The sequence below is a fragment of the Streptomyces sp. NPDC001902 genome, from assembly GCF_042891295.1.
In the GTDB taxonomy this organism is placed as follows: Bacteria; Actinomycetota; Actinomycetes; order Streptomycetales; family Streptomycetaceae; genus Actinacidiphila.
In genome coordinates, this window is the sequence record NZ_JBIATA010000024.1 from 110,227 (window position 1) to 136,915 (window position 26,689).

28 protein-coding genes and 5 tRNA genes are annotated in these 26,689 nt (G+C 71.3%); 15 read left to right on the plus strand and 18 right to left on the minus strand.

Features of this window, described 5'->3' with window-relative positions; translation table 11 throughout:
• Positions 1 to 18 precede the first annotated feature (18 nt).
• Positions 19 to 252, plus strand: a complete 234-nt coding sequence (locus ACFYYN_RS31815; protein ID WP_018562083.1) for an Lrp/AsnC family transcriptional regulator — start codon at positions 19 to 21, stop codon at positions 250 to 252.
• Between the two features lie 23 nt (positions 253 to 275).
• Positions 276 to 767, plus strand: coding sequence for a DUF3515 domain-containing protein (locus ACFYYN_RS31820; protein ID WP_500548520.1), 492 nt, complete (start codon positions 276 to 278; stop codon positions 765 to 767).
• Between the two features lie 34 nt (positions 768 to 801).
• Here the strand turns inward: ACFYYN_RS31820 and ACFYYN_RS31825 are convergent, their stop codons facing one another.
• Genes ACFYYN_RS31825 through ACFYYN_RS31835 form a run of 3 tightly spaced genes read right to left on the minus strand, consistent with a single transcriptional unit; the run spans position 802 to position 3,689 of the window.
• Positions 802 to 1,938, minus strand: a complete 1,137-nt coding sequence (locus ACFYYN_RS31825) for a D-alanine--D-alanine ligase family protein (protein WP_500548498.1) — start codon at positions 1,936 to 1,938, stop codon at positions 802 to 804.
• Between the two features lie 27 nt (positions 1,939 to 1,965).
• On the minus strand, positions 1,966 to 2,913 hold the full coding sequence (locus tag ACFYYN_RS31830) for an NAD(P)H-dependent glycerol-3-phosphate dehydrogenase (protein WP_500548521.1): 948 nt from the start codon (positions 2,911 to 2,913) through the stop codon (positions 1,966 to 1,968).
• A gap of 50 nt (positions 2,914 to 2,963) precedes the next feature.
• A complete protein-coding gene (locus ACFYYN_RS31835; protein WP_500548499.1) occupies positions 2,964 to 3,689 on the minus strand; it encodes a lysophospholipid acyltransferase family protein in 726 nt (241 codons plus the stop codon).
• A gap of 289 nt (positions 3,690 to 3,978) precedes the next feature.
• Here ACFYYN_RS31835 and cofC point away from each other — a divergent pair, with 289 nt between their 5' ends.
• A complete protein-coding gene (gene cofC, locus ACFYYN_RS31840) occupies positions 3,979 to 4,692 on the plus strand; it encodes a 2-phospho-L-lactate guanylyltransferase (RefSeq protein ID WP_500548522.1) in 714 nt (237 codons plus the stop codon).
• A 10-nt stretch (positions 4,693 to 4,702) separates the two neighbouring features.
• Positions 4,703 to 4,921: a hypothetical protein gene (locus ACFYYN_RS31845; RefSeq protein WP_018562077.1), complete on the plus strand. Its 219-nt coding sequence runs from the start codon at positions 4,703 to 4,705 to the stop codon at positions 4,919 to 4,921.
• Between the two features lie 76 nt (positions 4,922 to 4,997).
• Here the strand turns inward: ACFYYN_RS31845 and ACFYYN_RS31850 are convergent, their stop codons facing one another.
• The 4 genes from ACFYYN_RS31850 to leuC all read right to left on the minus strand — a co-directional run bounded on the left by ACFYYN_RS31850 (position 4,998) and on the right by leuC (position 8,119).
• The gene (locus ACFYYN_RS31850) at positions 4,998 to 5,609 is read right to left on the minus strand and encodes an HU family DNA-binding protein (protein WP_500325631.1); all 612 of its coding nucleotides are present in this window, start codon (positions 5,607 to 5,609) and stop codon (positions 4,998 to 5,000) included.
• A 123-nt stretch (positions 5,610 to 5,732) separates the two neighbouring features.
• Complete coding sequence (locus ACFYYN_RS31855; RefSeq protein WP_018562075.1) at positions 5,733 to 5,966, minus strand: SCO5555 family protein; 234 nt, start codon at positions 5,964 to 5,966, stop codon at positions 5,733 to 5,735.
• 132 nt (positions 5,967 to 6,098) lie between these two features.
• Positions 6,099 to 6,692: a 3-isopropylmalate dehydratase small subunit gene (gene leuD, locus ACFYYN_RS31860; protein WP_500548500.1), complete on the minus strand. Its 594-nt coding sequence runs from the start codon at positions 6,690 to 6,692 to the stop codon at positions 6,099 to 6,101.
• A 5-nt stretch (positions 6,693 to 6,697) separates the two neighbouring features.
• A complete protein-coding gene (leuC, locus tag ACFYYN_RS31865) occupies positions 6,698 to 8,119 on the minus strand; it encodes a 3-isopropylmalate dehydratase large subunit (RefSeq protein WP_499514190.1) in 1,422 nt (473 codons plus the stop codon).
• Positions 8,120 to 8,280: 161 nt separating this feature from the next.
• Between leuC and ndgR the strand changes: the two genes are divergently transcribed.
• Positions 8,281 to 8,997 (plus strand): IclR family transcriptional regulator, encoded by a 717-nt coding sequence (gene ndgR, locus ACFYYN_RS31870; protein ID WP_499514189.1) that lies wholly within the window; start codon positions 8,281 to 8,283, stop codon positions 8,995 to 8,997.
• A gap of 16 nt (positions 8,998 to 9,013) precedes the next feature.
• On the opposite strand, the gene ACFYYN_RS31875 is transcribed toward ndgR, so the two are convergent.
• Positions 9,014 to 9,514, minus strand: a complete 501-nt coding sequence (locus ACFYYN_RS31875) for a DUF4188 domain-containing protein (RefSeq protein WP_499514188.1) — start codon at positions 9,512 to 9,514, stop codon at positions 9,014 to 9,016.
• Positions 9,515 to 9,595: 81 nt separating this feature from the next.
• Between ACFYYN_RS31875 and ACFYYN_RS31880 the strand changes: the two genes are divergently transcribed.
• Positions 9,596 to 10,240 (plus strand): MerR family transcriptional regulator, encoded by a 645-nt coding sequence (locus tag ACFYYN_RS31880; RefSeq protein ID WP_500548501.1) that lies wholly within the window; start codon positions 9,596 to 9,598, stop codon positions 10,238 to 10,240.
• Between the two features lie 76 nt (positions 10,241 to 10,316).
• On the opposite strand, the gene ACFYYN_RS31885 is transcribed toward ACFYYN_RS31880, so the two are convergent.
• From ACFYYN_RS31885 to ACFYYN_RS31930, 10 genes are all read right to left on the minus strand, one after another.
• Positions 10,317 to 10,389, minus strand: a tRNA-Glu gene (locus ACFYYN_RS31885).
• A gap of 18 nt (positions 10,390 to 10,407) precedes the next feature.
• Positions 10,408 to 10,479 (minus strand) — tRNA-Gln (locus ACFYYN_RS31890).
• 12 nt (positions 10,480 to 10,491) lie between these two features.
• Positions 10,492 to 10,564: transfer RNA gene (locus tag ACFYYN_RS31895), tRNA-Glu, on the minus strand.
• A gap of 27 nt (positions 10,565 to 10,591) precedes the next feature.
• A tRNA-Glu gene (locus ACFYYN_RS31900) sits at positions 10,592 to 10,664 on the minus strand.
• Positions 10,665 to 10,681: 17 nt separating this feature from the next.
• Positions 10,682 to 10,753 (minus strand) — tRNA-Gln (locus ACFYYN_RS31905).
• An 88-nt stretch (positions 10,754 to 10,841) separates the two neighbouring features.
• Complete coding sequence (locus ACFYYN_RS31910) at positions 10,842 to 11,561, minus strand: HAD family hydrolase (protein ID WP_500325624.1); 720 nt, start codon at positions 11,559 to 11,561, stop codon at positions 10,842 to 10,844.
• 9 nt (positions 11,562 to 11,570) lie between these two features.
• Entirely contained in the window at positions 11,571 to 12,530 is a 960-nt protein-coding gene (locus tag ACFYYN_RS31915; RefSeq protein WP_500548502.1) for a pseudouridine synthase, read from the minus strand.
• A gap of 69 nt (positions 12,531 to 12,599) precedes the next feature.
• Entirely contained in the window at positions 12,600 to 14,084 is a 1,485-nt protein-coding gene (gene gltX, locus ACFYYN_RS31920) for a glutamate--tRNA ligase (RefSeq protein WP_500325621.1), read from the minus strand.
• The gene (locus ACFYYN_RS31925; protein ID WP_499514183.1) at positions 14,077 to 14,868 is read right to left on the minus strand and encodes a fumarylacetoacetate hydrolase family protein; all 792 of its coding nucleotides are present in this window, start codon (positions 14,866 to 14,868) and stop codon (positions 14,077 to 14,079) included. Before ACFYYN_RS31925 ends, gltX begins: the two co-directional genes overlap by 8 nt.
• Before the next feature lie 85 nt (positions 14,869 to 14,953).
• The gene (locus ACFYYN_RS31930) at positions 14,954 to 15,142 is read right to left on the minus strand and encodes a hypothetical protein (RefSeq protein ID WP_500325619.1); all 189 of its coding nucleotides are present in this window, start codon (positions 15,140 to 15,142) and stop codon (positions 14,954 to 14,956) included.
• Positions 15,143 to 15,708: 566 nt separating this feature from the next.
• Between ACFYYN_RS31930 and ACFYYN_RS31935 the strand changes: the two genes are divergently transcribed.
• From ACFYYN_RS31935 to ACFYYN_RS31975, 9 genes are all read left to right on the plus strand, one after another.
• Positions 15,709 to 19,170 carry a sensor histidine kinase gene (locus ACFYYN_RS31935; protein WP_500548503.1) on the plus strand — a complete coding sequence of 1,154 codons (3,462 nt, stop codon included), beginning with the start codon at positions 15,709 to 15,711 and terminating at the stop codon, positions 19,168 to 19,170.
• Positions 19,171 to 19,179: 9 nt separating this feature from the next.
• Entirely contained in the window at positions 19,180 to 19,593 is a 414-nt protein-coding gene (locus ACFYYN_RS31940; protein WP_018562063.1) for a roadblock/LC7 domain-containing protein, read from the plus strand.
• 79 nt (positions 19,594 to 19,672) lie between these two features.
• Positions 19,673 to 20,080 carry a DUF742 domain-containing protein gene (locus tag ACFYYN_RS31945; RefSeq protein WP_361792631.1) on the plus strand — a complete coding sequence of 136 codons (408 nt, stop codon included), beginning with the start codon at positions 19,673 to 19,675 and terminating at the stop codon, positions 20,078 to 20,080.
• Entirely contained in the window at positions 20,061 to 20,669 is a 609-nt protein-coding gene (locus ACFYYN_RS31950; protein ID WP_078620110.1) for a GTP-binding protein, read from the plus strand. Before ACFYYN_RS31945 ends, ACFYYN_RS31950 begins: the two co-directional genes overlap by 20 nt.
• 462 nt (positions 20,670 to 21,131) lie before the next feature.
• On the plus strand, positions 21,132 to 24,215 hold the full coding sequence (locus tag ACFYYN_RS31955; RefSeq protein WP_500548523.1) for a sensor histidine kinase: 3,084 nt from the start codon (positions 21,132 to 21,134) through the stop codon (positions 24,213 to 24,215).
• Between the two features lie 9 nt (positions 24,216 to 24,224).
• Positions 24,225 to 24,638 carry a roadblock/LC7 domain-containing protein gene (locus tag ACFYYN_RS31960; protein ID WP_018562059.1) on the plus strand — a complete coding sequence of 138 codons (414 nt, stop codon included), beginning with the start codon at positions 24,225 to 24,227 and terminating at the stop codon, positions 24,636 to 24,638.
• A 71-nt stretch (positions 24,639 to 24,709) separates the two neighbouring features.
• Complete coding sequence (locus tag ACFYYN_RS31965; RefSeq protein WP_500325615.1) at positions 24,710 to 25,249, plus strand: DUF742 domain-containing protein; 540 nt, start codon at positions 24,710 to 24,712, stop codon at positions 25,247 to 25,249.
• Positions 25,230 to 25,808 (plus strand): GTP-binding protein, encoded by a 579-nt coding sequence (locus ACFYYN_RS31970; RefSeq protein ID WP_450395129.1) that lies wholly within the window; start codon positions 25,230 to 25,232, stop codon positions 25,806 to 25,808. Before ACFYYN_RS31965 ends, ACFYYN_RS31970 begins: the two co-directional genes overlap by 20 nt.
• A gap of 154 nt (positions 25,809 to 25,962) precedes the next feature.
• Entirely contained in the window at positions 25,963 to 26,544 is a 582-nt protein-coding gene (locus ACFYYN_RS31975) for an SUKH-4 family immunity protein (RefSeq protein ID WP_500548504.1), read from the plus strand.
• Positions 26,545 to 26,689 lie beyond the last annotated feature (145 nt).

Consider the following 26,689-nt stretch of genomic DNA (forward strand, 5'->3'; position numbering starts at 1 on the left):
AGCCGCCCTGGAGGTTCCGTGGTACAGGCGTACATTCTGATCCAGACCGAGGTCGGGAAGGCCTCGGCAGTAGCGGAGGTGATCTCCAAGATTTCCGGGGTCATCCAGGCCGAGGACGTCACCGGTCCGTACGACGTGATCGTGCGGGCCCAGGCCGACACGGTCGACGACCTGGGGCGCCTCGTGGTGGCGAAGGTGCAGCAGGTGGAGGGCATCACCCGCACCCTGACCTGTCCGGTCGTCCATCTGTAGGCCCCCTGTAGGCTCGGCGGGTGATGTACCGCCGGGTCGCGCTCGTCTCCCTGTCCGCCGTCGCGTGCTCGTCCGCGGCGGCGGTCTGGATTTCCGCTTCCGGCGGTGCCGCGGGCGGGGTCGCCGTCCCGTCACCCTCCGCCTCCGCCGCCCGGATGTGCGGCGCCCTCCACGACGCGCTGCCGCGGAAGGTCGACGGCCTGTCGAAGCGGTCGGTGAGCCCCGTCTCCGACCTCACCGCCGGATGGGGGGATCCTACGGTGGTGCTGCGCTGCGGCGTGCCGCGACCCGAGATGCTGACCCCGGGCAGCACGGCGTACAACCCCACCGCGGACGCGGTGGAGGTCAACGGCGTGAGCTGGCTCATCGAGAAGACCGACGACGGCTACCGCTTCACGACGACCGGCCGCAGGACCTTCGTCGAGGTGACGGTGCCGGCCGAGTACGCGCCCGAGGTCGATCCGCTGACCGACCTCGGACGCGCCGTGGAGACGACGATCCCCTCCGAACTCTGACGGGTCCGGCGGACCGCTCCCGGCCGCTCGCGGCTCAGCGCAGGCCGGTGGAGCGCCGCAGCGCGGCCTGGATCAGCCGGTCCACCAGTTCCGCGTAGCCGACGCCGCTCTCCTGCCACATGCGCGGGTACATGGAGATCGGCGTGAAGCCGGGCATCGTGTTGATCTCGTTGATCACGAACTCGCCGTCGTCCTGCAGGAAGAAGTCCGCACGGACCAGGCCCTCGCAGGAGGCCGCGTCGAAGGCGGCCACGGCGAGCCGCTGCACCTGCGCGGTCTGCTCCGCGGTCAGCGGCGCGGGGACGACGCCCTCGGCGGAGTCGATGTACTTCGCCTCGAAGTCGTAGAAGTCGTGCGCGGTGACCGGGGGGATCTCCGCGGGGACCGAGGCGCGCGGGCCGTCCTCGAACTCCAGGACGCCGCATTCGATCTCGCGGCCCCGCAGCAACGACTCCACGAGCACCTTGGGGTCGTGCCGGCGGGCCTCCTCGATCGCCTCGTCCAGGCCGGCGAGGTCGTCGACCTTGCTGATGCCCATGGAGGACCCGGCACGGGCGGGCTTCACGAAGACCGGCCAGCCGTGGTCGGCGGCGAAGTCCACGACCTTCTTGCGGGCCGCGGCCGGGTCGTTCTCCCACTCGCGCGGGCGGATCACGACGTACGGGCCGACGGGCAGGCCGAAGGAGGTGAAGACCCGCTTCATGTACTCCTTGTCCATGCCCACGGCCGAGGCGAGCACTCCGGAGCCGACGTAGGGCACGCCGGAGAGTTCCAGCAGGCCCTGGAGGGTGCCGTCCTCGCCGTACGGGCCGTGCAGCATGGGGAAGACGACGTCGACGTCGCCCAGGACCTTGGGCACCGAGCCGGGCTCGCTGTAGACGACCTCACGGCTGGCCGGGTCCACCGGCAGCAGCACCGTGCCGTCGGAGGACTCGGTGAGCTGCGCGACGCTGGGCAGCGTGCGGTCGGCGATCGCCATCCGGGACGGGTCGTCGGCGGTGAGCGCCCAACGGCCGTCGGTGGTGATGCCGATCGGCAGCACGTCGTACTTGTCGCGGTCGATCGCGCTCAGCACCGCGCCTGCGGTGACGACCGAGATGGCGTGCTCGGAGCTGCGTCCGCCGAAGACGACGGCGACGCGCGGCTTGCGGGAAGAAGGCTGAATGCTCATGTCGCGTTGACCTTACCGTTCCGGACGTCAGCGTTCCGACTTCGCGGAGCGCGACATCAGCTCCTTGACCGCGACGACGGGCTGCTTCCCGTTGTGCACGATGTCGACGACGGTCTCGGTGATGGGCATGTCGACGCCGTGCCGGCGGGCCAGGTCGAGCACCGACTCGCAGGACTTGACGCCCTCGGCGGTCTGCCGGGTGACCGCGATGGTCTCCTCCAGCGTCATGCCCTTGCCCAGGTTGAAGCCGAAGGTGTGGTTGCGCGACAGCGGCGAGGAGCAGGTCGCGACCAGGTCGCCCAGACCCGCCAGGCCGGAGAAGGTCAGCGGGTCGGCGCCGAGCGCGATGCCGAGCCGGGTGGTCTCCGCCAGTCCGCGGGTGATCAGCGAGCCCTTGGTGTTGTCGCCCAGGCCCATGCCGTCGGCGATGCCGACCGCCAGGCCGATCACGTTCTTCACAGCGCCGCCGAGTTCGCAGCCGACGACGTCGGTGTTGGTGTACGGGCGGAAGTACGCGGTGTGGCTGGCGGCCTGCAGCCGCTTGGCGACGGACTCGTCACGGCAGGCGACCACGCTCGCGGCGGGCTGGCGCGCGGCGATCTCCTTGGCGAGGTTGGGGCCGGACAGCACGGCGACGCGCTCCGGGCCCGCCTTGGCGACCTCCTCGATGACCTCGCTCATCCGCTTGGCCGTGCCGAGTTCGACGCCCTTCATCAGGCTGACCAGCACGGAGTCGCGGGGCAGCAGCGACTGCCAGTCGGCCAGGTTGCCGCGGAGCGTCTGCGACGGTACGGCGAGGATCACGAACTCCGCGTCCCGGGCGGCCTCGGCGGGGTCGGTGGTGGCCCGGATCGACTCCGGCAGCTCGGTCCCGGGCAGGTAGTACGGGTTGCTGCGCGTGCTGTTGACGGCCTCGACCACCTCGGGGCGGCGGCCCCACATGGTGACCTGGGCACCCGCGTCGGCGAGGACCATCGCGAAGGCGGTGCCCCAGGAGCCCGTGCCGTAGACCGCACAGCGCGTCGTCACTTGGTGCTGCCCTTCTGCTTGCGCGGGTCGAAGCGCTCGGCGGGCGGGGTCTGACCGCGCAGTTCGCCCAGCAGCTCGCTGACCGCGGCCATGATGGTGTCGGTGGCGTCCTTGAGCACCTCGACGCTGGCCTCCTGTCCGTAGAAGGCCGACAGGTCCACCGGCGGCCCGGCGACGACCCGCAGCGTCTTGCGCGGGAAGAGGCGCAGCTTCTTCTCCTTCGCGTACGGCGGCATGACCTCGTTGGCGCCCCACTGGGCGACCGGGATCACGGGGGCCTTGGTCATCAGCGCGACCCGGGCGACGCCCGTCTTGCCCACCATCGGCCACAACTCGGGGTCGCGGGTCAGCGTGCCCTCCGGGTAGAAGGCGACGCACTCGCCGGAGTTGATGGCGTCCACCGCGGCCCGGAAGGCGTTGGCGGCGTCGGTGCTCTCCCGGTAGACGGGGATCTGGCCGGTGCCGCGCAGGATCGCGCCGACGAAGGCGGGCTTGAACAGCGGCGCCTTCGCGAGGAAGCGGGGGACCCGGCCGCTGTTGTACTGGAAATGCGCGTACGACAGTGGGTCGAGGTACGAGTTGTGGTTGACCGCCGTGATGAATCCGCCCTCGACCGGAATGTGATCCATTCCGCGCCAGTCCCGCTTGAAGAGAACGACAAGCGGCGGTTTGGCGATGACGGCTGCGAGCCGGTACCAGAAGCCGATTCTGCGGCGGGACACCAGAACTCCTCCTCGTTCCGCCGCCGACCCGGGATCACCGGACCGCGGCCTGCTGTGGTCGGCGGCACCGTACGGCCGGTGCGGCCGCACAAGTGTCGCCGGTAGGGCCACCGTAACGCCAGGGCGAAAGGCCCTCGGGGTACTCCCCGGCGGAAGCACCGAGGCCAGGAGGCCCGGGCACGCACCAGGGAGATCGTGCACCCGGAGGCGGGCCGCCGGGAAGGGGGGTTGGGGGCAGGGTGGCGGTGGGCCTGGGGGACCCGAGCACAATAGTTCGGTGTCACCACCCGTGGAATGGTCGCTCGTCGTCCCGCTGAAGCCGCTGGCCGCCGCCAAGAGCCGCCTCGCGGAGGCCGTCGGCCCCGTGCGGCCCGGACTGGCACTGGCCTTCGCGCAGGACACCGTGGCCGCCGCCCTCTCCTGCGAGGCGGTACGAAATGTGACGGTCGTCACCGACGATCCGCTCGCCGGGGCCGCGCTGTCGGCCCTCGGGGCACGCGTCCAGGCGGACTCCCCGGCGGCCGGGCTCAACGCCGCGCTGCGGCACGGCGCCGACGTGGTCCGCAGGCGCCACCCCACCGCGGCCGTGGCGGCCCTGAACGCCGATCTCCCGGCCTTGCGGCCCACCGAACTGGCAGCGGTGCTCCGCGCGGCCGCCCGGCGCCCAGGACGGTCGTTTCTGGCCGACGCGGCCGGAATCGGCACCACGCTGCTTGCGGCCACCGCCGGTACCGCCCTCGCGCCGGCCTTCGGGGGGCCCTCACGCGCCCGCCACCGGGCTTCCGGCGCCCACGAGATCGTCCTGCCGGACGTGGACTCCGTGCGCCGGGACGTGGATACGGGCGAGGACCTGGCCGCCGCCCTGGTGCTGGGGGTCGGGCCGTACACGCGGGCGCTGCTGCGGCCCGGACTTCGGGCGGCTCCGCAGGAGGGTCCCGCGGGGCCCGGGCCCGGCGATTGCCCGGCCGCGGGCGCACCGGCCCCGGGAAGCGGTGCCCGATAGGCTGGGGCCCATGCAGGCCACCGCGTACACCTACGACCCCGAGACCCGCGCCGGCAGCGTGCTGCTGGACGACGGGACGCCGCTGCCGTTCGACGCGGCGGCGTTCGACGCCGGGGGCTTGCGGCTGCTGCGGCCCGGTCAGCGGGTGCGGATCCGCACCGAGGGCAGCGGGGACGGGCGCCGGGTGGTGTTCGTGACGCTGCAGACCTTCCCCGACCCGGGGGCCTGAGCACATGACGGCACGGGCCGGGTGCCCCTGAGTCAGGGGTACCCGGCCCGTCGGCGTGTGCGGGTCCGCGGAATCGTTACCGCTTCGCGGTCCGCTTGGTGGCGGTCTTCCGGGCCGCCGACTTGGCGGGCGCCTTCTTGGCCGGGGCGGTCTTCTTGGCGGTCGCCTTCTTCGCCGTGGTCTTCTTGGCGGTCGCCTTCTTCGCCGTCGTCGCCTTGGCCGCGGTGGTCTTCTTGGCCGTGGCCTTGGCGGCGGTGGTCTTCTTGGCCGTGGCCGCCTTGGCAGCGGTGGCCTTCTTCGCCGTCGTCTTCTTCGCGGCGGCCTTCTTGGTGGTGGCCTTGGCGGTGACGCCTCCGCTCAGGCTGCCCTTGGGCGCCTTCTTGACGGAGACCTCTCCGACCTTGGGGAGCTTCTTCGACCCGCTGACCAGGTCCTTGAAGCCCTGACCGGCGCGGAAGCGCGGGACGGAGGTCTTCTTGACCCGGACCCGCTCCCCGGTCTGGGGGTTGCGGGCGTAGCGGGCGGGACGCTCCACCTTCTCGAACGAGCCGAAGCCGGTGACCGAGACCCGGTCCCCGCTCACCGTCGCGCGGACGATCGCGTCCAGGACGGCGTCGACCGCGTCCGCGGCCTGCTGACGGCCGCCGAGCTTGTCGGCAATCGCTTCAACGAGCTGCGCCTTGTTCACGTCTTCCCCTTCGGAAACTTGCCCGGCGATGAAGTTCGGGCTTTTTCGCACGCTAGGCGGATATATACCGCAAATCAAATACGAAACGGGCGAATCACCCTTGTGCCGCAACGAACTCGGGGCTCAGGAAGACCTTTGATCGGGGAATCGGCCTTCGTCGAGGTCCTTCATCAGTTCCTCCAGACGCCTTGCCGCACCTGCGAGATCGTGCTTCGCGGCCGCGGTGATGACGAGCAGCCGCCGGGTCAACTGCATCCTGACGTCCTCCGGCACTTGCAGACCCGCCACCCGGGTGTGGGCCTGCTTCAACCTGGCAGCGAGGAACCCGTACAGCTCGAGTTGGCCATCGTGTTCCATGTGCCGATTGTGTCATCTGCGGTGAGTTGTCACGAGGTGTGGAGCCGAACACGCCGCAGCGCCCCCCGCCCGGTGGGGGCGGGGGGCGCTGCGGAGGTGGGCCGGCGGCGGCCGCGGGGGCCGCCGGACCGCTCAGACCTGCAGGGTCTGCGGCTTGAAGGAGGGGCGCTTGGCCTCGTAGGCGGTGATGTCGGCCTCGTTCTGCAGGGTGAGGCTGATGTCGTCCAGGCCGTTGAGCAGCCGCCAGCGGGCGTTGTCGTCCAGTTCGAAGGGGGCGGTGATCCCCTCGGCGCGGACCTCGCGGGCCTCCAGGTCGACGGTGATCTCGGCCGTCGGGTCGGACTCGGTCAGTTTCCAGAGCTCCTCGACCGTCTCCTGCGGCAGGATCACGGTGAGCAGGCCGTTCTTCAACGAGTTGCCGCGGAAGATGTCGGCGAAGCGCGCGGAGATGACCGCCTTGAAACCGTAGTTCTGCAGGGCCCACACCGCGTGCTCGCGGGAGGAGCCGGTGCCGAAGTCCGGGCCCGCGACCAGGACGGTCGCCCCCTGGCGCTCGGGCCGGTTGAGGACGAACTCGGGGTCCTTGCGCCAGGCCTCGAACAGGCCGTCCTCGAAGCCGTTGCGGGTGACCTTCTTCAGCCAGTGGGCCGGGATGATCTGGTCCGTGTCGGCGTTGCTGCGGCGCAGCGGGACGGCGCGGCCAGTGTGCTTGGTGAAAGCTTCCATCGTTCTCAGGCCTCCAGGACGGCTGCGCCGGGCAGATCGGCGGGGGACGAGAGGTGGCCGGTGACCGCGGTCGCGGCCGCGACCTGCGGCGACACCAGGTGGGTGCGGCCGCCCTTGCCCTGCCGTCCCTCGAAGTTGCGGTTGGAGGTGGACGCGGAGCGCTCACCGGGGGCCAGTTGGTCGGGGTTCATGCCCAGGCACATCGAGCAGCCCGCGTGCCGCCACTCGGCGCCGGCCTCCTTGAAGACCTTGTCCAGGCCCTCCTCCACGGCCTGCAGGGCGACCCGGACCGAGCCGGGCACCACCAGCATCCGCACGCCGTCGGCGATCTTGCGGCCCTTGACGACGGAGGCGGCGGAGCGCAGGTCCTCGATGCGGCCGTTGGTGCAGGAGCCGACGAAGACGGTGTCGACCTTCACCTCGCGCAGCGGCGTACCGGGCTCCAGGGCCATGTACTCCAGGGCCTTCTCGGCGGCCAGGCGGTCGCTGGGGTCCTCGAAGCCGGCCGGGTCCGGCACGGACGCGCTCAGCGGGGCGCCCTGGCCGGGGTTGGTGCCCCAGGTGACGAACGGGGACAGGGAGGCGGCGTCGATGACGACCTCGTGGTCGAAGACGGCGTCCTCGTCGGTCCTGAGCGTGCTCCAGTACGCGACCGCGGCGTCCCAGTCCTCGCCCTGCGGGGCGTGCGGACGGCCCTGCAGGTAGTCGAAGGTGGTCCGGTCGGGGGCGATCATGCCGGCCCGGGCGCCCGCCTCGATCGACATGTTGCAGATGGTCATCCGGGCCTCCATCGAGAGCTTCTCGATGGCCGAGCCGCGGTACTCGATGACGTAGCCCTGGCCGCCGCCGGTGCCGATCCTGGCGATGATCGCCAGGATCAGGTCCTTGGCGCTGACGCCCTCGGGCAGCTCGCCGTCGACGGTGATCGCCATGGTCCTGAACGGGGCCAGCGGCAGGGTCTGGGTGGCCAGCACGTGCTCGACCTGGCTGGTGCCGATGCCGAACGCCAGCGCGCCGAAGGCGCCGTGGGTGGAGGTGTGGCTGTCACCGCAGACGACCGTCATGCCCGGCTGCGTCAGGCCCAGCTGCGGGCCGACGACGTGCACCACGCCCTGCTCGACGTCGCCCAGCGGGTGCAGCCGCACCCCGAACTCGGCGCAGTTCTTGCGCAGCGTCTCCAGCTGCGTGCGCGACACCGGGTCGGCGATCGGCTTGTCGATGTCGAGGGTGGGGGTGTTGTGGTCCTCGGTCGCGATGGTGAGGTCCAGCCGGCGCACCGGGCGGCCGTTCATCCGCAGACCGTCGAAGGCCTGCGGGCTGGTGACCTCGTGGAGCAGGTGCAGGTCGATGAAGAGGAGGTCGGGCTCGCCCTCGGCGCGCCGTACGACGTGATCCTCCCAGACCTTTTCCGCGAGTGTCCGTGCCATCGCATTCCCTCCGACCGGCCGCTCTGCCGGCCTGTTCGTCGTTGCCCTGCGTGTCCGCCCCCTTGTGGGGAGTGGCCGCAGCGGCCCTGTGCATTCCAGCGTGCCGCGTCCGCCGGAAAATTGAACTTGCGTTTCACAGAGTGAGACGGGAGTATCGTTGCATGGACAACAGTAGTGGCGTCGGCGTTCTCGACAAGGCGGCTCTGGTGCTCAGCGCACTGGAGTCCGGCCCGGCCACCCTGGCCGGGCTCGTGGGCGCCACGGGTCTCGCCCGCCCCACCGCGCACCGTCTCGCCGTCGCCCTGGAGCACCACCGGATGGTGGCGCGCGACATGCAGGGGCGCTTCATCCTCGGCCCCCGGCTGTCCGAACTGGCCGCCGCGGCGGGCGAGGACCGCCTGCTGGCCACGGCCGGGCCGGTGCTCACGCATCTGCGGGACATGACCGGCGAGAGCGCCCAGCTCTACCGTCGCCAGGGCGACATGCGCATCTGCGTGGCCGCCGCCGAGCGGCTGTCCGGACTGCGGGACACCGTCCCGGTCGGCTCCACGCTGCCGATGAAGGCCGGCTCCGCCGCCCAGGTCCTGCTCGCATGGGAGGAGCCGGAGCGGCTCCACCGCGGGCTGCAGGGGGCCCGCTTCACCGCCACCGCACTGTCCGGCGTACGGCGCCGCGGCTGGGCCCAGTCGATCGGCGAGCGCGAACCGGGCGTGGCGTCCGTCTCGGCCCCGGTGCGCGGCCCCTCCAACCGCGTCGTGGCGGCGGTCTCCGTCTCCGGCCCGATCGAGCGGCTCACCCGGCACCCCGGGCGCATGCACGCGCAGTCCGTCGTCGACGCCGCCGCCCGCCTGTCCGAGTCCCTGCGCCGCAGCGGCTGAGCCCGGGACGCCGGCCTCAGGCCGCCCGCCCCTCGCCCGCCTTCAGCCGCTGGGCCGCGGTCTCGCCGCGGCGGCCCACCGGGACGACCCCGGTCGCGGCGCCCAGCCCGAAGGCGGGCATGTCGACGTACACGGACTCGTAGCCGCCCGCCGGCACGGCGTACGTCTCGTGCCAGAAGCCCACCCTGCCCTTGCCGGCCCGCGCGCGACGGTTGAACGCCGCCCACGCGGGCCGGTGCTGCTTGTCCTGCTGGGAGGCGTAGGCGAAGAGCTGCTCCGTGGACTTCCAGTACTGGACGACGTAGATCACACGGGGCCCGCCGAACAGCAGCCGGTACCCGAGGAACCCGCTCCCGTCGTCCTGCGACAGCTCCCGCAGCATCCGCGGCATGGCCCGGAACACCGGGAGCCAGCTTCCCAGGGACCGGAAGCGGTTGATCCGCATCCCGATGAGGAACACGACGATGCCGCCCTCAGCGGCGGCGGTGTTGCGGCCCGGAATCACCTGCGCGGACATGAGGAACCCCTGTCGGTCATCTTGGATAGTGGCACTATCCATGCTTGGATAGTGCCACTATCCAATGGAGGGCGCAAGGGAATGCGACTGGCCGAGCTGAGTGAACGCAGCGGCGTGGCGACGGCCACGATCAAGTACTACCTGCGCGAAGGGCTGCTCCCGCCCGGCCGTCGCGTCACGGCCACGCAGGCCGAGTACGGGGAGGAGCACCTGCGCCGGCTGCGGTTCGTCCGGGCGCTGATCCAGATCGGCAAGGTGCCGGTGGCCACCGCGCGGGAGGTGCTCGCCGCGGTGGAGGACGAGTCGCTCAACCAGCACCTGCGGCTCGGCGCCGCCACCTTCGTCCTGCCGCACGGCCCGGAGCCCGACGAGGACGACCCGGCGACGGGGACCGCCCGCCGCGAGGTGGACGGGCTGATGGCCGAACTGGGCTGGCGGTACGGCAGCGAGGAGCACGGCCCCTCCCCCGCGTACCGGATGCTCGTCACGGCGGTCGCCGCCCTGACCCGCCTCGGATACCCCAGCAGCGCACGGCACTTGGCGCCCTACGCGCGGCTTGCCGCCCAACAGGCCGTCCACGACCTGGATCTGGTCGAGACGTACGACACCCCGCTGGAACAGGCGGCCGCCGCCGTGACGCTCACGGTGCTCTACGAGCCCGTGCTGCTGAGCCTGCGCCGGCTCGCCGAGGCCGAGGAGTCCCGCCGCCGCTTCGGAGTTGGGTGAGGCGGGCCGCCGGGAACGGGCGCGGACGGGGAAACAGGGGAGGCCCCCCGCCGAAGCGGAGGGCCTCTCCTCGATGTACCCCCGACCGGATTCGAACCGGCGCTACCGCCTTGAGAGGGCGGCGTGCTAGGCCGCTACACAACGGGGGCAAGTCTTGTGGAAATGTGCTGGGGTACCAGGACTCGAACCTAGACTAAATGAACCAGAATCACTCGTGCTGCCAATTACACCATACCCCATGGTGTGTCAAGTACCCCCGACCGGATTCGAACCGGCGCTACCGCCTTGAGAGGGCGGCGTGCTAGGCCGCTACACAACGGGGGCCCTAGCGATCCCTACCAGAGAGATCAGTACCCCCGACCGGATTCGAACCGGCGCTACTGCCTTGAGAGGGCAGCGTGCTAGGCCGCTACACAACGGGGGCTTTGCAGAAGATCTGCGCTGGGGTACCAGGACTCGAACCTAGACTAACTGAACCAGAATCAGTCGTGCTGCCAATTACACCATACCCCACCAAAACTCAACCCCCCGTGGGGGGTTTTGTTTGGCCGCGCTTCCCGCGCTGGCCTTTTCGGCCCGCCCGGGCGGCGCAGGAAGAACATTACCCGATCGGTGACGGGGCTCCAAAACGAGTATCCGCCGCCAGAAGTGCGGGCAGCTCCGCGAGCCCCGTGATCCGCCGCAGGTCCGGCGCGGTGACGGAACCCGTACGGTCCAGCCACACTCCGTACAGGCCCGCCGCGTCCGCGCCGCGCGCGTCGGTGTCGGCCTTGTCGCCGACGTAGGCGACCTCCGCCGGCGGCAGTCCCAGCGCCTGGCACGCTCCCAGGAAGGCCTCCGGCGCGGGCTTGGCGTGCCCCAGTTCCTGCGAGCACACCAGGCACTCGAACCGGTCGCGCAGGCCCAGCCGGGTCAGCTTGCGCTCCTGGTGGGCGGTGCCGGAGTTGGACAGCAGGCCGTGCCGGTAGCCGGGGGTGAGAGCCTCCAGGGCCGGTACGACGTCGGGGAAGACCGCCCAGGCGGCCTCGAAATGGACGTAGTAGGCCGCGAACCAGGCGTCGGCCGCGGCGTCGCCGACGGCCGGCCCCAGCAGGGCCCTGACCCGCTCCCTGCGGTGCTCGGTGAAGGTCAGCTCGCCGGTGAGGAAGCGCGTGTAGTGCGTCTCCATGACCTCGCGCCACGTCCGCAGCGCCCGCTCCTCGCCGCCGAACGCGCCGAGCAGGCCCTCGGCCTCCAGGTGACGCAGCGCTCCGGTCCGCTCGGCGCCCGAGTAGTCGAAGATCGTGTCGTCGATGTCCCAGAGCACGGCGCGGATCGGCATATGCCGACTCTAGCCCTGTGCTCCGTCCGGGGTACCGGCGCGCGGCGGACACCGGGTGAACAGCGTCCGGCCGCTCTCGAAACGGTGCCGCTCGCCCGTCACGGGGTCGTCGAACTCCAGCACCCGGGCCAGCAGCCGCAGCGGGCGGGAGAAGTCACCGGGCGCCGCGGGCGGCAGGACGTGCGGGTAGACGGGGTCGCCGAGGATCGGCACCCCCAGGGCGTTCATGTGCACGCGCAGCTGGTGGGTACGGCCGGTCTCCGGGCGGAGCCGGTAGCGGGCCAGCCCGTCACGGTGGTCCAGCAGTTCCACGTGGCTGCGGGCGTTGGGTTCGCCGGGGACCTCCCGGGCCGCCATCTGCCCGCGCTCCTTGACGATCCGGCTCTCCACCGTGCGCGGCAGCGCCAGGGCGGGGTCGTGCCGGGCCACCGCCTCGTACTCCTTGCGGGCCAGCCGGTCCCGGAAGATCGTCTGGTAGGCGCCGCGCAACTCGGGGCGGATCACGAACATCACCACGCCCGCCGTGAGCCGGTCGAGGCGGTGGGCCGGGCTCAGCTCGGGCAGCGCGAGGTCGTGGCGCAGCCGGGTGAGCGCCGTCTCCACGACGTGGCCGCCGCGCGGCATGGTGGCGAGGAAGTGCGGCTTGTCGACGACGAGCAGCCGGTCGTCCCGGTGGAGCACCTCGATGTCGAAGGGCACCGGGACCTCGTCCGGCAGCTCCCGGTGGAACCAGACGTGGCCGCCCGGACGGTAGGCGGCGTCGCGGGCGAGCGGCCCGTCGGCGCCGTGCACCTCCCCCGCCGCGAACATGGCGTCCAGCCGCTCCGGGGAGACCGCGGCGCCGAGCCGGTCCACCAGGTGGTCGCGGACCGTCGCCCAGGTCCCGGTGCCGGGCAGCCGCACGCGCACGGGGTCGACCCCGCGGCGCTGGGGCAGCGGGGGGATCGGGGGCCTGGTCCTGCGGCGCATGGCGTGGTCCGGGAAGCGTGCCGCCCCGGGCTCCTGGTCAAGGGCCCGGGGCGGATCGGCGTACCGCGGTCAGCCGGCCAGCTTCGCCAGGGCGGCGTCGACGCGGGCCAGGGTGCGCTCGCGGCCGAGCACTTCGAGGGACTCGAAGAGCGGCAGCCCGACGGTGCGGCCGGTGACGGCGACCCGGACCGGCGCCTGGGCCTTGCCGAGCTTGAGGCCGTGGGTCTCGCCGGCGGTGAGGACGGCGTCCTTCAGGGCCTCGGCGTTCCAGTCCGCGGCCGCCAGGTTCTCGCGGGCGGTGGTGAGCAGCGCCGAGGCGGCGGCCGCGTCCTTCATCGCCTTCTGCCAGGACGCCTCGTCCTCCACCGGCGTGTCGAGGAAGAGGAAGTCGACGTTGTCGGTGATGTCGGAGAGCACGGTCAGACGGGTCTGCGCGTGCGGCGCGATCGCCTCGAAGGCGGCCTGGTCGAACGCCTCGGGCGCCCAGGGGGCGAACGGGGCCTTCAGCCACGGGCCGCAGGCCTCGGCGAACGCCTTCACGTCCAGCAGGCGGATGTGGTCGGCGTTGATCGCCTCGGCCTTCTTGAGGTCGAAGCGCGCCGGGTTGGCGTTGACCGCGTCGATGTCGAAGGCGGCCACCATCTCCTCGACGGTGAAGACGTCGCGGTCGGCGGAGAGCGACCAGCCGAGCAGCGACAGGTAGTTCAGCAGGCCCTCGGGGAGGAAGCCGCGCTCCCGGTAGAGGTTGAGGGAGGACTGCGGGTCGCGCTTGGAGAGCTTCTTGTTGCCCTCGCCCATGACGTACGGCAGGTGGCCGAAGTGCGGGGTCGTGCCGTTGCCGACGCCGATCTCGGCGAGCGCGCGGTAGAGCGCGATCTGGCGCGGGGTGGAGGACAGCAGGTCCTCGCCGCGCAGCACGTGCGTGATCTCCATCAGCGCGTCGTCGACCGGGTTGACCAGCGTGTACAGCGGGGCGCCGTTGGCCCGGACGATGCCGTAGTCGGGCACGTTGTCCGGGGTGAAGGTCAGCTCGCCGCGGACGAGGTCGGTGAAGGTGATCGTCTCGTCGGGCATGCGGAAGCGGACGATGGGCTCGCGGCCCTCGCGCTCGTACGCGTCGACCTGCTCGGCGGTGAGGTCGCGGCAGTGGCCGTCGTAGCCGGAGGGGCGGCCGGCGGCGCGGGCGGCCTCCCGGCGCTCGTCGAGCTCCTCGGTGGTGCAGTAGCACTTGTACGCGTGGCCGGACCCGAGCAGCTTCGCGGCGACGTCCTTGTAGACGTCCATGCGCTGCGACTGCCGGTAGGGCGCGTGCGGGCCGCCGACCTCGGGGCCCTCGTCCCAGTCGAAGCCGAGCCAGCGCATGGCCTCCAGCAGCTGCTGGTACGACTCCTCGGAGTCGCGGGCGGCGTCGGTGTCCTCGATGCGGAAGACCAGGGTGCCCTGGTGGTGGCGGGCGAACGCCCAGTTGAACAGGGCGGTGCGGACCAGGCCCACGTGGGGGTTGCCGGTCGGCGAGGGGCAGAAACGTACGCGTACGGGTGCTGCGCTAGTCACGCTTGATCACCTTGTTGGTGAGAGTGCCGATGCCTTCGATGGTGACGGCGACCTCGTCGCCGACGTGGAGCGGTCCGACCCCCGCCGGGGTGCCGGTGAGGACGACGTCGCCCGGGAGCAGCGTCATGGCCTCGGTGATGTGCACGATCAGGTCCTCGATGGAGCGGATCATCTGGCTCGTGCGGCCGGACTGGCGCGGCTCGCCGTTGACGGTGGCGGTGACGGCGAGGTCGTTGGCGGCGGCGAGGTCGAGGTCCGTCTCGATCCAGGGGCCGATGGGGCACGAGGAGTCGAAGCCCTTGGCGCGGGCCCACTGCTTCTCGGCCTTCTGGGCGTCCCGCGCGGTGACGTCGTTGGCGCAGGTGTACCCGAGGACGACCTCGGCGACGCGCTCGCGCGGGACCTCGCGGCACATCCGGCCGATGACGACGGCGAGCTCGGCCTCGTGGTGCACCTCCTGCGAGAAGGAGGGGTAGACGATGGGGTCGCCCGGGCCGATCACCGAGGTGGACGGCTTGAAGAAGGCGACCGGGACCTCCGGCACCTCGTTGCCCAGCTCGGCGGCGTGTTCGGCGTAGTTCCGCCCGATCGCGACGACCTTGCTGGGGAGCACGGGCGGCAGCAGCCGGACCTTGCTCAGCGGCACCTTCGTGCCGGAGCGCTCGTACTCGGCGAACGGGATGCCCTTGATGATGTCGAGGACGAGTCCGTCCGGGACGGACTCGTCGCCCTCGACGACGCCGAAGGCGACATTGCCGTCGATGGAGAACCTGGCGATGCGCACGGGAAGCAGCTCACCTCACTGGCCGGAGACTGACGCTCCAGGTTATCCCGGGGGTGGCTCCCGGACCCGCCCGCCGAGCCGCGCCTCAGGCGGTCGGCAGCTCCGTCAGGACGGTGCGGCGGGGGTTGGCGGTCTGCCGGGGCAGCACGACGGCTTCCGCGTCCTCGACGGCCGGAGCGACCTCTGCGGTCCGCGTGTCCTCGGCGTCCGCCAGGTGCGCGAGGGTGGTGCGGCGCGGGTTGGCTATGGGTCGCATGATCATGGTCGTCTTCATGGGCCGGTCAGAACCTCGTGTTGTTACCGGGCGCCCGGGCAGGCGCGGTTGACGTAGTACACGGCTGTGTCAAACGTCAATCTATCGGCGCCCATTCCCCGATCTGGATGACCAATACAACTGACGGTCTGTGATTTTGCTCACGAACGCGGGGACAAGCAGGGCGAATCGGTCGGCCGCCCGATACCAGCGAAACCGACATCACGGCCCATCCGGACTCTTCACCCCCGGTTGGCAGCAGCCGGGCACCGGCCGGCGGACCCCAACACCCCTGAAGAAAGCCCGGATTGCCGGAAGACATCCGAAAGGCCACCGACACCGTGTGATCCACCGGACGCACTGAGTCACGTATTCCACTCGAAACCTGTCGGCCCTTGTTGGACGTGCGGCACTGTGCTGGAATTCCCCGGACCGCCGTATCAACAGATGCCGGCGCGCAGGGGGGAGCGTGCGATCGCCGAGCGGCGGCGGCCAATGGGTATCCGCCGGGGAGGGCGGGACTCCGAAGACTCGACACCGTCCTGCCGCCCGTGCGGGGGACGCCTGGTCCAGAGGTTGCGACGCTAGTGCAGGGACGTTTCAAGAGGGATGGCGGCGCTGCGGGCGACCCGGAACAGCGCGGTGGGACCGATCACGGTCCCGCCCGCCGGGATGAAACCGCAGACGCCGGAACCGCGGGCGCACAGAGCAGCGCCACGCCGGGAAGCGGTGTGCGCACCGGCCCGAAGCACGGCTCCCGAATAGCCATGCGCAACTGGCGCATCAGCACTCGTCTGGTGTCGCTGCTCGCGCTGCCGGTGGTCGCCGCGACCACCCTGGGTGCGCTCCGCATCCAGAGCTCGCTGGAGAACGTGCAGCAGCTGGAGGCCATGACCTCGCTGACCGACCTCACGGAGCAGGCGACCAAGCTCGCCGCCGCGCTCCAGGAGGAGCGAGACGTCTCGGCCGGCCCGCTGTCCAGCACGCCCCGCGACGATGGCGACGACAACATCGTGGCCGCGCAGGCGAAGACCAAGCTGGCGCGCACGGCGTTCGTCAGCGCCGCCAACGAGGTCTCCCCGGACCTCACGGGCGTCAACGCCTCGCTGACCTCGATCAGCCGCCAGCTCGGCACCCTGCAGGCCATCCGCGAGCGTGCGTACGACCAGCCCGGCTACATCGCGCAGACGGTCAGCGAGTACGACGAGCTCATCCGCTCGCTCATCGACCTCTCCCAGGAGATGGCCGAGGCGACCGGTAACTCGGACATGATCTCCAGCACCCGCGCGCTGGCGGCGTTCTCGTCCGCCAAGGAGTACGACTCCATGCAGCGGGCCATCATCAGCGCCGCCCTGGCCGACAACCAGACCCTCAGCTCCAACGACTTCCGCTACCTGCAGGGCGTCCACCGCTCCGAGGGCACGGAACTCAAGCAGTTCAGCCAGATCTACGGCCGGACGAACGCCGAGGAGCTCCTCAAGGGCCTCAACGGCGGCAACGACATCGTCAACAAGGTCGGTGAGCAGGCCGACCGCATCGCGGCCTCCGAGTCGAGCATCCAGAACTTCCAGGGCAAGTACCTGGACTGGGACGACGACGCCAAGACCAAGATCCAGCTCATGGGCCAGATCGAGCAGACCCTGCTGCAGCAGATGCAGCAGAAGGCCCTGACGCTGCGCGACGAGGCCCAGCAAGAGGCGATCATCAGCGGTGCGCTGATCCTCCTCGTGCTCGGCATCTCGGTCGTCGGCGCCTTCGTCGTCGCCCGGTCCATGGTCCGCTCGCTGCGCCGGCTGCAGGACACCGCCCAGGAAGTCGCCCAGAAGCGACTGCCCGAGCTGGTCAAGCAGCTCTCCGAGTCCGACCCGCAGGACGTCGACACCTCGGTCGAGTCGATCGGCATCCACACCCGCGACGAAATCGGCCAGGTGGCCCGCGCGTTCGACGAGGTCCACCGCGAGGCGGTCCGACTCGCCGCCGAGCAGGCGCTGCTGCGAGGGAACGTCAACGCGATGTTCACCAACCTCTCACGCCGCAGCCAGGGCCTGATCCAGCGTCAGCTGAGCCTGATCTCCGAACTGGAGTCCCGCGAGGCCGACCCGGACCAGCTGTCCAACCTCTTCAAGCTCGACCACCTCGCGACCCGTATGCGCCGGAACGGCGAAAACCTCCTCGTCCTCGCGGGCGAGGAGCCCGGCCGCCGCTGGACCCGCCCGGTCCCGCTGGTCGACGTCCTCCGCGCCGCCGCCTCCGAGGTGGAGCAGTACGAGCGCATCGAGCTCACCTCGGTGCCGGCGGTCGAGGTCACCGGCCGCGTCGTCAACGACCTCGTCCACCTGCTCGCAGAGCTGCTGGAGAACGCGACCTCGTTCTCCTCCCCGCAGACCAAGGTGCGGGTCACCGGTCACGCGCTGCCCGACGGCCGCGTGCTGATCGAGATCCACGACACCGGCATCGGTCTGTCCCCGGAGGACCTCGCCGACATCAACGAGCGGCTCGCCAACCCGCCGACGGTGGACGTCTCCGTCTCCCGCCGCATGGGTCTGTTCGTGGTCGGCCGCCTGTCCCTGCGGCACGGCATCCGGATCCAGCTCCGTCCGTCCGACTCGGGCGGCACCACCGCGCTCGTCATGCTGCCGGTGGACGTCACCCAGGGTGGCGCCAAGCCCCAGCCCGGCGCGGGCAACCGCGGTCAGCAGCCGGGCGGTGCCCCCGCCGCGGCTCCGGGCGCTCCCGCGCCGGCCATGGGTGGCGGCGGCGGTACCGGCCTCGCCGGCATGCACCGCGGTGGACAGCGCGGCCAGGTGTCCGGTTCCGCGTCGCGTCCGGCCCTCAACTCCGGTCCCGGCATGGGTCCGCAGGGCGGCCGTCCGGCCGGCCCCGGTGCTCCGGCGGCGCCCGGGCCGCAGCGCTCGGGCCCGAGCTGGGCCAACGAGCAGGTCCCCGGTGGCCAGGGCAGGCCGCAGCAGCAGCCGCAGCGACCGGCCGCTCCCCCGCAGCGTCCGGCGGCGCCGCAGCCGATGGGCGCGGCCCACGGCCCCGAGGCCGACATGCCGCGCGGTCACGAGGACCTGGAGTCCACGGCGCAGTTCGAGCGCCCGGACTTCAACGCCATGCCGCACACCGCACCGGCGTACGGCGGCCCCCAGACCCAGCAGATGCCGCAGATGCCGCAGCACGGCGGCCAGCCCCAGCAGATGCCGCAGATGCCGCAGCACGGTGGCCAGGCCCCGCAGCAGCAGGGCCAGTTCACCCGCAGCGACGTCTTCCAGCGCCCCGCGGCACCCCAGGTGCAGCAGGCGCCGCAGACCCCGCCGGCCGCCCCGGCGGCGCCCCAGGGACCGCGCCACTCCGGCGGGTACGCCCAGGGACCCGGCGCCGCCCACCAGCAGCGTCCCGCGGCCCCGCAGGCCGACCGGCAGCCGCTGCCGGCCGTCAACGAGCCGATGGCGCTGCCTCCGGCCCCCGTTCGCCACGACGAGCCGAGCCCGATCTTCGACTCCCTCGAGTCGGACTGGTTCCGCACCGGTCGCGCCGAGCGCATGCAGCAGGTGCACGTCGAGCGGGGCCCGGTCGGCCCGCAACAGAACGGCAACGGCCCGGGCGCTGCAGCGCCCACCCGGCCGCCGCAGCGCCCGCAGCAGCCCGCCCCGCAGCAGCACCCGCAGCAGCCGCAGCGGGCCCGCGCCGAGCACGCGGCGCCGCCTGCGCACCCGCCGCAGCCCTCGCAGCCCCCGCGGCGCGACTCGGCGGCGTGGCGGTCCTCGCCGAACGACGAGGTGTGGGAGCGCGCGGGCCAGGTCCGCCAGCCGTCCGCGGGCGGGGTCACCCCCTCCGGGCTGCCGCGGCGGGTCCCCAAGGCCAACCTCGTCCCGGGAGCCGGTGCTCCCCAACAAGCCCCACAGGGCGGTCCGCAGGTTTCCCGGGCCCCCGACGACGTGCGCGGACGCCTGACCAACCTCCGTCGCGGTATCCAGCAGGGTCGCCAGGCCGGTACGGGAACGACCGACGGCCGCGGCTTTGGCACCACTCACCAGCAGGAGCGTTAGTTGAGTCAGATGAGCCAGGCGGCACAGAATCTGAACTGGTTGATCACCAACTTCGTGGACAACACCCCCGGGGTGTCCCACACCGTGGTGGTATCCGCCGACGGCCTGCTGCTGGCCATGTCCGAGGGTTTCCCCCGTGACCGCGCCGACCAGTTGGCGGCCGTCGCCTCCGGCCTCACCTCGCTGACCGCGGGCGCGTCCCGCATCTTCGAGGGCGGCAGCGTCAACCAGACCGTCGTGGAGATGGAGCGCGGCTTCCTCCTCCTGATGTCGGTCTCGGACGGATCCTCGCTGGCCGTACTGGCGCACCCCGAGTGCGACATCGGCCTCGTGGGCTACGAGATGGCCCTGCTCGTCGACCGAGCGGGCGCCGTTCTCACCCCCGACCTGCGCGCAGAACTCCAAGGCAGCCTGATGGGCTGAGCTCCTCCCCGGAGCCCGGCCGAATGCACGCCCCATGACTACTCGCGACACGCGTCCGCTCTTACCCGGAGGACCATTCATGACCCCGCCGCCCGCCTCGCCCGGCCCGTACGGCGCGCCCCACCATGCGCCGTACGGGGGCGAAGGCGACCAGCCGCTGGTGCGGCCGTACGCCATGACCGGTGGTCGCACCCGGCCGCGCTACCAGCTCGCCATCGAGGCACTGGTCAGCACCTCCGCGGACCCGAGTGCCTACCAGGGGCTGCTCCCCGAACACCAGCGCATCTGCCACCTGTGCATGGAGATCAAGTCGGTCGCCGAGATCTCCGCACTGCTGGGGATCCCGCTGGGGGTGGCCCGGATTCTGGTGGCCGACCTGGCTGAGGCCGGTATGGTCGCCATCCACCAGCCGAGCAGCGGCGAGGCCGGCGGACAGCCTGATGTGACACTGCTCGAAAGGGTGCTCAGTGGACTTCGCAAGCTCTAGGCCGGGGCAGCAGGCGGCGTACGGTGCGCCGCCCGCGGCCCGGTCCACCACCTCGGCGAAGATCGTGGTGGCGGGTGGCTTCGGCGTGGGCAAGACCACGTTCGTCGGGGCGGTCTCGGAGATCAACCCGCTCCGTACGGAGGCCGTGATGACCTCGGCATCCGCGGGCGTGGACGATCTGACGCACGTGGCCGACAAGACCACGACGACCGTGGCGATGGACTTCGGTCGTATCACGCTCGACGACGACCTGATCCTGTACCTGTTCGGTACGCCGGGCCAGGACCGCTTCTGGTTCATGTGGGACGACCTGGTCCGCGGTGCCATCGGCGCCGTCGTCCTGGTCGACACCCGCCGGCTGGCCGACTGCTTCCCGGCCGTCGACTACTTCGAGAACAGCGGTCTGCCGTTCGTCATCGCCCTCAACGGCTTCGACGGCCACCAGCCGTACACGCCCGACGAGGTCCGGGAAGCGCTGCAGATCGGCCCGGACGCCCCCATCATCATCACGGACGCCCGGCACCGCGCCGAGGCGAAGAGCGCGCTGATCACGCTCGTCGAACACGCGCTGCTCGCTCGTCTCAAGTAAGCATTCCAGCTTGCCACTTCGCGTATGGACCGGCTGTGTCTTTTGACATGGCCGGTCCTTCTGTTCATAACGTTTCGACCGCGAATCGGAACAACCCGAACACCGCCCGCGCCCAGTCGGCTTCACTGCGCATACATCTACCCAGTGAATTGCCACCGCTTTACGCTTATGCCCGTTTTAACCGGCGCGTGATCATGGCTTCGCAGTCCTCGCCGGACGTTTGTGGAGCACCCCCATGACGTGCTGGAATTCATCGAAACCCGAGAGTAGGAACGGCGCCGCCCGCGCCGTCGCCGAGAGGTTGTTGGTCGAGTGAGGAACACGAGGCGAGCAGAGCCGGGTCCCGCGGACCACCCGCGTGGCAATTTCACCCCGCCTGCGCGATACGGCACGGCCCAGGCCGCTGCCCCCGAGGCGGCCACCGCGCCCGAGCCGGTGACGAGCTCGGGCAGCCGCTTCGCCATGCGCAACTGGCGGGTGGCCACCCGTCTGAACGTCATCCTCCTCATCCCGGTGATGGTCGCCCTGGTCTTCGGCGGCTTCCGGGTGCAGAGCTCGGTGCAGACCTGGCAGGACGCCGACGACGCGGTGCGGACCGCCAACGCCGTGCGCGCCGCCGTGGACTACGCCAACGCCGTGCTGAACGAACGCGACCTCAGCGTTGTTCCCCTGCTGGCCGGCGACACCGAGAACAAGGACGTCGTCGCGACCCGCGCGGCCACCGACCAGGCGGCCGCGAAGTTCGACGCGGCCGTCGCCGAGCTGCCCGTGAGCGACCGGCTGCAGCGCCGCGTGGCGAACATCCGCGAGGGCGAGAAGGTCCTGGCGAAGCTGCGTGACACGGCCTTCACCCGGCAGCTCCCGGGCGTGCAGACCGAGGAGAAGTACGTCGAGGTCCAGCACCCGCTGATGGAGCTCGCGAACGAGCTGGGCTTCGGCACCAACAGCATCGCCTCCTACGGCCGCACCCTCTACGCGCTCGAACTGACCAAGGCCGCCGAGTCGCTGACCCGCTCCATCGGCACCCACCTGCTCGTCGAGGACCGCGACAAGCTCGTCGACGGCGAGCTGAAGCTCCAGCTGACCGCCTTCACCTCGTACGCCTACCTCCAGCAGGTCGCCCTGGAGGAGTACCGGGGCGGTGGCACCGACGCGGACTACCAGCGACTGCTGGACGCGCAGGACGCGGCCCTGGAGAAGGGCAAGGAGCAGGTCGCCCAGGCCTCCCAGGCGGCCAAGCAGGCCGGCCAGCCCTTCAAGGCTCCGCCGAGCCTGGAGAACATGATCAAGCTGATCGCCTCCGGTCAGAGCACCGAGCAGCTCAAGGCCCAGGGCGTGACCGCGGAGAGCTGGTTCGGCGCGACCACCCTCGCCTTCGACGCCTACAAGAGCGTCGAGCAGCACCTGGCCAACCAGGCGTACAACGACTCGAGCGACATCGCCGACAGTGCCCGCATCGAAGCGATCGTCAACTCCGCCATCGTGCTCGTCGCGCTGATCATCGCCTTCATCGTGGCCGCCATGGTGGCCCGTTCGATGAGCAACAGCATGCGACGGCTGCGCACCGCGGCCTTCGAGGTCGCCGAGCAGCGCCTGCCGGCCCTGGTCGACCAGCTCTCCCGCACCGATCCGGGCAAGGTCGACACCCGCGTCCAGACGATCCCGATCACCTCGAACGACGAGATCGGCGAGGTCGCCCGCGCCTTCGACCAGATCCACCGCGAGGCCGTTCGGCTCGCCGCCGAGCAGGCCCTGCTCCGTGGCAACGTCAACGCGATCTTCACCAACCTCTCCCGCCGCAACCAGGGCCTCATCCAGCGCCAGCTGACGCTGATCACGGACCTGGAGAACAACGAGGCGGACCCGGACCAGCTGGAGAACCTCTTCAAGCTGGACCACCTGGCGACCCGCATGCGCCGCAACGGCGAGAACCTCCTGGTCCTCGCCGGCGAGGAGCCCGGCCGCCGCTGGAACCAGCCGGTCCCGCTGGTCGACGTGCTCCGCGCCGCGGCCTCCGAGGTGGAGGCGTACGAGCGCATCGAACTGGTCGGCATCCCCGAGACCGAGATCCACGGCACCGCCGTCACCGACCTCGTGCACCTGCTGGCCGAGCTGCTGGAGAACGCCACCACGTTCTCCTCGCCCCAGACCAAGGTGCGGGTCACCGCGACCCGGCTTCCCGACGGCCGCGTCATGGTCGAGATCCACGACAAGGGCATCGGCCTCACCGCCGAGGACTTCGCGGACATCAACCACAAGCTGGCCGAACCGCCGACCGTCGACGCGTCGATCTCCAAGCGCATGGGCCTGTTCGTGGTCGGCCGCCTCGCCGACCGGCACGGCATCCGCGTCCAGCTGCGCCCGTCCGGCGAGCAGGCCGGCACCACCTCGCTGGTCATGCTCCCCGAGCCGATCACCCACGGTGGCGGCGGCGAGGAGATGCCGCTGGAGGACGACTTCACCGTGTCCCGGATCGTGCCGGAGCTCGAGACCCCGCAGTTCGCCGCCTACGGGCCGACCGCCGCGGAGCTCGGCTTCGACGACTCGCGCTACGAGCGCGCCGAGGCCCCGGCCGACACCCGCTCGCTCGACCCGGTCGGCCGCTCGCTCATGCGCGACCAGCGCCGTGCCCAGCTCGAGGCCGCGGCCGGCGACCGTGCCCCGGAGCAGCTGCCGTTCGAGGGCGACGCCCGGGAACAGGGCTACCAGGAGACCGGCGCCGAGGCCGCGTTCCAGGACAACGGCTTCCAGGACAACGGCTTCCCGGCGAACGGCTTCGACCAGCAGGGCTACCAGGAGCCGCAGGCCCAGCCGTTCCAGGAGCAGCACGGCTACGACGCGCAGCCCGGGTTCCAGGAGCCGGTGTACACCGAAGGCGGCTACGCCGAGCAGGGGTACGCCGCTGCGCAGAACGGCTACGCCCAGGACGACTGGCAGCAGCAGAACGGGTACGCCCAGGAGCAGTGGACGGCGACGCCCGGCGGCGAACTGCCGCAGACGGCCCAGCCGCAGGGTTTCCCGGCCCAGGCGACGGCCGATTCCGCCACAGCCACCCCCTTCGAAGCCCCGGAGCGCGTAGGCTTCGACCGACCGGCTCCGGCCACCGGCCCGCTGCAGTCCTCGGTGACCGACGCGGGGCTGCCGCGCCGCGACCGCGGATGGCAGCAGTCCGGCCAGGCGGCCCCGGCGCAGCCGGAGCCCCAGTCGGCGGACGGCTTCCCGGCGCAGCCGGCGCCCTCCGTACCCGCGTCGGACGGGGAGTCGGAGTGGCGCTCCACGAACGACGACAACTGGCAGCGGGCCGAACAGGCCCGCAAGCCCAAGGCGGGCGGGGTCACCCCCTCCGGCCTGCCCCGACGGGTCCCCAAGGCCAACCTGGTCCCGGGTACCGCACAGCAGACTCCGCAGGGCGGACCGATGGTCTCCCGTGCACCCGAGGACGTCCGTGGCCGCCTGAGCAATCTGCGGCGCGGTGTCCAGCAGGGACGCACTGCGGGAACTGACACGAACGGCCAGGGCTTCGGCCCCAAGCACCAGGAGCGTTAGTTGAGTCCGATGAGCCAGGCGGCACAGAACCTGAACTGGTTGATCACCAGTTTCGTGGACCAGACCCCAGGGGTCTCCCATACGGTTGTGGTCTCTGCCGACGGTCTGCTGCTGGCGATGTCCGAAGGCTTCCCGCGGGACCGTGCGGACCAGTTGGCCGCGGTGGCCTCCGGTCTGACCTCGCTGACCGCGGGTGCCTCGCGCATCTTCGAGGGCGGGCACGTGAACCAGACCGTCGTGGAGATGGAGCGCGGCTTCCTCTTCATCATGTCCGTCTCGGACGGTTCCTCGCTGGCCGTGCTGGCGCACCCGGAGTGCGACATCGGCCTCGTGGGCTACGAGATGGCCCTGCTGGTCGACCGCGCGGGCAACGTGCTCACGCCCGATCTGCGTGCGGAATTGCAGGGCAGCCTGCTCAACTAACGGACAGGCATGCGGGCGCGTCTGGAGACCCGTAGGGTTTTCAGACGCGCTACCCAGCTGGAGGAGGAACCGTGGCAACGCCCCCAGGCGGAGATCAGTACGGCAATCACCAACAGCAGCCGCCCTTCAAGCGGTTCGACTTCCCCTCGGCACCCAGCCAGGACCCAGGTCCCGGCCCCACGCCGTCGCACCGGCAGCCGAGGATCCAGCCGTACGAACCCCCGCAGGCGCCACCGCCTCGGACAGCGCAGACCGGGCGTTCCAAGCCGCCGTCCGGTCTGGTACGTCCCTACGCCATGACCGGTGGCCGCACCCGGCCGCGCTACCAGCTCGCCATCGAGGCACTGGTCAGCACGACCGCCGACCCGGTCCAGCTGCGGGGCCAGTTGCCGGAGCACCAGCGGATCTGCATCCTCTGCCGGGAGATCAAGTCGGTCGCGGAGATCTCCGCGCTCCTCTCCATCCCCCTCGGCGTCGCCCGAATCCTCGTCGCCGACCTGGCGGAGGCCGGGCTCGTCGCCATTCACCAGCCCGGTGGCGACGATGCCTCGGGCGGACAGCCAGACGTGACACTGCTCGAAAGGGTGCTCAGTGGACTTCGCAAGCTCTAGCGGTCCAGCTCGCTCAACCACCTCGGCGAAGATCGTGGTGGCGGGCGGCTTCGGCGTGGGCAAGACCACGTTCGTCGGTGCCGTATCGGAGATCAACCCGCTGCGTACCGAAGCCGTGATGACCTCCGCCTCCGCGGGGATCGACGATCTGACGCACGCGCCGGACAAGACCACGACGACCGTGGCGATGGACTTCGGCCGTATCACCCTGGACGAGGACCTGATCCTCTACCTGTTCGGCACGCCGGGCCAGGACCGCTTCTGGTTCATGTGGGACGACCTGGTGCGCGGCGCCATCGGCGCGGTCGTCCTCGTGGACACCCGCCGGCTGGCGGACTGCTTCCCGGCCGTCGACTACTTCGAGAACAGCGGTCTGCCGTTCGTCATCGCCCTCAACGGCTTCGACGGCCACCAGCCGTACAACCCCGAGGAAGTCCGCGAGGCCCTCCAGATCGGTCCCGAGGCCCCCATCATCACCACGGACGCCCGGCACCGCGCCGAGGCGAAGAGCGCGCTGATCACGCTGGTCGAACACGCGCTGATGGCGCGGCTGCGGTAGCGGTTCCCGCTTCCCGTACGACGCGAAAGGCCCCGCACGACATGTGCGGGGCCTTCGCGTCGGGCCGGACCACAGGAGGACCGTTGCCCACACCCTTCGAACCGGACGACCCGGCGCACCTCGGCATCCCCGGCGGCCTGGGGTGATCGCCCCCGTGACGGCCGCTTCCCTTGCCGAGGTCTTCGCCCCGGAGCAGATCGTGCGCGTCCGCGCCACGGGGCACCGTGCCACGGGGCAGGACGCAGGGCTCACGCACGGGCCCACCCGCGGCTTCCTGGCGGACGTGGGCCTGCCGGTGGCCGACGGTGTGCTCTTCGAGCTCCGGAGGGACCTCGCGGGCGGGCCGACGCCGCTGCGGGACGCGTCCCTCGTCGAGGACCTGACGGACTACGAGGGGTTCTCCCCCGGCGTCCACCGCTGGCTGCACCTGGGCCGGGCCCTCCACGCCGAGGTGGCCCTCGACGGCGGCACCGGAAGGGTGCACGTGGTCGACCACGAGGTGCGCAGGATCGAGTGGATCCACACCGACGTCTCGTCGATGGTCCACGGGATGTGCCTGCTGCAGCTCAGGCGCCCAGACTACGACCCTCCCGGCGTGTTCCCCGAGATCGACGACCTCATCCGTATCGCCGAGGAGATCCGCGACGCCCTGACCGCCGTCGATCCCGTCCCGTTCGGCACGGGCGACGGGCTGTGGGAGGCCGTCTTCGACGACATCGCGGGCGGCATGTGGTGAGGACGTCCCCGTACGACGACGGCGGGGGGGGGGCCCCCCCGGGGGGGGGGGCCCCCCCGGGGGGGGGGGGGGGGGCGGGGCCCCCGCGGGGGGGGGGGCGGCGCCCCCCGCCCCCCCCCCCCGCCCCCCCCCCCGCCCGGGGCCG

What these genes read in the sequence shown, in the direction of transcription:
- ACFYYN_RS31820 (WP_500548520.1), top strand. Translation starts at nt 276, where the DNA reads ATGTACCGCCGGGTCGCGCTCGTCTCCCTGTCCGCCGTCGCGTGCTCG.
- ACFYYN_RS31825 (WP_500548498.1), bottom strand. Translation starts at nt 1,938, where the DNA reads ATGAGCATTCAGCCTTCTTCCCGCAAGCCGCGCGTCGCCGTCGTCTTC.
- ACFYYN_RS31830 (WP_500548521.1), bottom strand. Translation starts at nt 2,913, where the DNA reads ATGGTCCTCGCCGACGCGGGTGCCCAGGTCACCATGTGGGGCCGCCGC.
- ACFYYN_RS31845 (WP_018562077.1), top strand. Translation starts at nt 4,703, where the DNA reads ATGCAGGCCACCGCGTACACCTACGACCCCGAGACCCGCGCCGGCAGC.
- ACFYYN_RS31855 (WP_018562075.1), bottom strand. Translation starts at nt 5,966, where the DNA reads ATGGAACACGATGGCCAACTCGAGCTGTACGGGTTCCTCGCTGCCAGG.
- leuD (WP_500548500.1), bottom strand. Translation starts at nt 6,692, where the DNA reads ATGGAAGCTTTCACCAAGCACACTGGCCGCGCCGTCCCGCTGCGCCGC.
- leuC (WP_499514190.1), bottom strand. Translation starts at nt 8,119, where the DNA reads ATGGCACGGACACTCGCGGAAAAGGTCTGGGAGGATCACGTCGTACGG.
- ndgR (WP_499514189.1), top strand. Translation starts at nt 8,281, where the DNA reads ATGGACAACAGTAGTGGCGTCGGCGTTCTCGACAAGGCGGCTCTGGTG.
- ACFYYN_RS31875 (WP_499514188.1), bottom strand. Translation starts at nt 9,514, where the DNA reads ATGTCCGCGCAGGTGATTCCGGGCCGCAACACCGCCGCCGCTGAGGGC.
- ACFYYN_RS31880 (WP_500548501.1), top strand. Translation starts at nt 9,596, where the DNA reads ATGCGACTGGCCGAGCTGAGTGAACGCAGCGGCGTGGCGACGGCCACG.
- ACFYYN_RS31910 (WP_500325624.1), bottom strand. Translation starts at nt 11,561, where the DNA reads ATGCCGATCCGCGCCGTGCTCTGGGACATCGACGACACGATCTTCGAC.
- ACFYYN_RS31915 (WP_500548502.1), bottom strand. Translation starts at nt 12,530, where the DNA reads ATGCGCCGCAGGACCAGGCCCCCGATCCCCCCGCTGCCCCAGCGCCGC.
- ACFYYN_RS31930 (WP_500325619.1), bottom strand. Translation starts at nt 15,142, where the DNA reads ATGAAGACGACCATGATCATGCGACCCATAGCCAACCCGCGCCGCACC.
- ACFYYN_RS31940 (WP_018562063.1), top strand. Translation starts at nt 19,180, where the DNA reads ATGAGCCAGGCGGCACAGAATCTGAACTGGTTGATCACCAACTTCGTG.
- ACFYYN_RS31945 (WP_361792631.1), top strand. Translation starts at nt 19,673, where the DNA reads ATGACCCCGCCGCCCGCCTCGCCCGGCCCGTACGGCGCGCCCCACCAT.
- ACFYYN_RS31955 (WP_500548523.1), top strand. Translation starts at nt 21,132, where the DNA reads ATGCGCAACTGGCGGGTGGCCACCCGTCTGAACGTCATCCTCCTCATC.
- ACFYYN_RS31960 (WP_018562059.1), top strand. Translation starts at nt 24,225, where the DNA reads ATGAGCCAGGCGGCACAGAACCTGAACTGGTTGATCACCAGTTTCGTG.